The 2,173-nt window shown below is 42.0% G+C and carries 1 protein-coding gene and 1 pseudogene; both read right to left on the bottom strand.

The window, feature by feature from the left end; genetic code table 11:
- A pseudogene (locus GMD4S_RS08155) lies at window positions 1-285 on the bottom strand (Ltp family lipoprotein); the annotation flags it as partial.
- A gap of 119 nt (window positions 286-404) precedes the next feature.
- On the bottom strand, window positions 405-2,120 hold the full coding sequence (gene pabB / locus GMD4S_RS08160) for an aminodeoxychorismate synthase component I (protein ID WP_008289588.1): 1,716 nt from the start codon (window positions 2,118-2,120) through the stop codon (window positions 405-407).
- Between the last annotated feature and the right edge of the window lie 53 nt (window positions 2,121-2,173).

A 2,173-nucleotide genomic window follows, 5' to 3' on the forward strand; every position in this document is an offset into this window, starting at 1 on the left:
AGCTGGTTTCGGCGCTGGCTTTGGCGCTGGTTTTGGTTCTGGTTTCGGTGCTGGTGTTTTTGGTTTCTCAGCAGGATTTTGCGCTGGTGTTTTTGATTTTTCAGCTTGATTTGGCGCCGAAGTTGTATTCTCTTTTACAACCTTACCATTTTTAGACACATCCTTTTCTTGAGCAGAAACATGCTGAGCCGAGAAAGGAAAGTCTCCAGTTGTATCCGCAAATGAAATAAGTCCCAGTGTTGCAGCGGCTAAGCTGGTTACTAAAATTTTTTTTGATTTTTTCATAAAAATCTCCATTGTTTTTAATGATTTATACCTATAGTATACCATATATTTAATTTTGCTTTCAAATCAAATATTAAATATTAACAAATAAATCTAAAAATTAATTAAAAAATTTATAATTATATCACTTCCAACTCATACAAACCTCTGACTGCGTTACAGCCATAGATAGCTTCTGCTTGGTTCAGGTCTTCCAAAGTCGTAATTTTCTCTTTTACCTGTCCTGTTTCCAGCAAATGCTGACGATAAATTCCTGGTAAAATTCCAAGTCTGATAGGCGGTGTGTAGAGTTTACCATTAATTTTTAAGACCAGATTTCCAATAGAGGTCTCAAGCAGTTCTCCTGCTGCATTATGGTAAATGATTTCCTGTTCCCCTAGACTTAAGTGTGGTCTATGAGTTGTTTTAAAGTAAGTAAATGATTGATTCAAATCTGTTTCTTGCAGACAAAGTTTGGCTTTGCAGAAACTTGGACTGAGGGGTGCTAAGATTTGGCGACTGAGTTCCATCTCTCCAGACTTGCTGAGGGTAATTCGTAAGCGGTAGTCTTGATTAACATCACAAGCTCGACACTCTTCCTCTATCTTTTGTCTCAGTTCTTCTGGATCAAAAGGATAGGCAAAATAACGACTCGCCTTTGTCAGTCTTTCCAGATGTTGATCTTCAAAAAGCAGTTGTTTTTGGCTGATTTTCCCAGTTGTAATCAATTGGAAACGTGCTTGTTTACGGTAGAGTACAGCTGCCTTTTGATGAACCTCTCGGTATTCAGATTCCCAAGTACTATCCCAAGTAATCCCTCCGCCAACTCCATAGATAGCTTGGCCCATATAGAGTTGAATAGTCCGAATGGCGACATTGAAAATCCGTCGTCCATTTGGAAGCAAGAGACCAATCGTTCCGCAGTAAATTCCTCTGGGTTGGGGCTCCAAGTTCTTGATGATTTCCATGGTAGCAATTTTGGGAGCTCCTGTGATGGATCCACATGGAAAGAGCGAACGGAAGATTTCAACTAGGTCCACATCCGGTCGTAACTGACTCTTGATGGTCGACGTCATCTGCCAAACGGTTGAATACTGCTCCACTTGGCACAGACGCTCCACATATTCACTGCCCACTTCAGAAATACGGTTCATATCGTTGCGCAAGAGGTCCACAATCATCATGTTTTCAGAGCGATTTTTAGGATCCTGTTCTAGCCAGCTAGCTTGGGCAAGGTCTTCTTGGTCAGTCACTCCCCGCTGGGTTGTTCCCTTCATTGGGCGAGTCGTTAATTCTCGGTCATTTTGCTCAAAAAAGAGTTCTGGGCTCATGGAAATCACTGCCATCTCGTCATGTTCTACATAAGCATTGTATCCCGCCTCCTGCTCTACCACCATGCGATTGTAGATGGCAAAAGGATTGGCACTTAAATCTTGCTTGAGTTGGACGGTGTAGTTGACCTGATAGGTGTCCCCCTGCCGCAAATGATGGTGAATCTGGGTAATAGCCTTTTCATAGTTTTCTGCAGATGTTTCTTCCTGCCACTTTGAAGGCAGATCTACTTCCTCATAAGTCAGAGGAATAGGTGATGTTTCTACCCTATCATGAACTGTAAAGTAAAGCAAGTACTCGCCCAGTAGAGGAGACTTGTGAACTGCCAGTTTTTCCTCAAAAGCAGGTGCAGCCTCGTAACTGACGTAGCCCACGACATAATAACCTTGCTCTTGGTAGCTTTCCACTTGTGCCAGCAAGTCTGCCACTTCTGATAAATCTCTCGTTTTTAACTCTTTGATAGGCTGGGTAAAGGTGTATCTCTCCCCCAAAGCCCTAAAATCAATCACTGTTTTTCTATGCATATCTTAAGTATAGCACAAAAAAGCCGACCTAGAACAGCTAAATCCAGCTTTGT

The organism is Streptococcus sp. GMD4S (assembly GCF_000296955.1).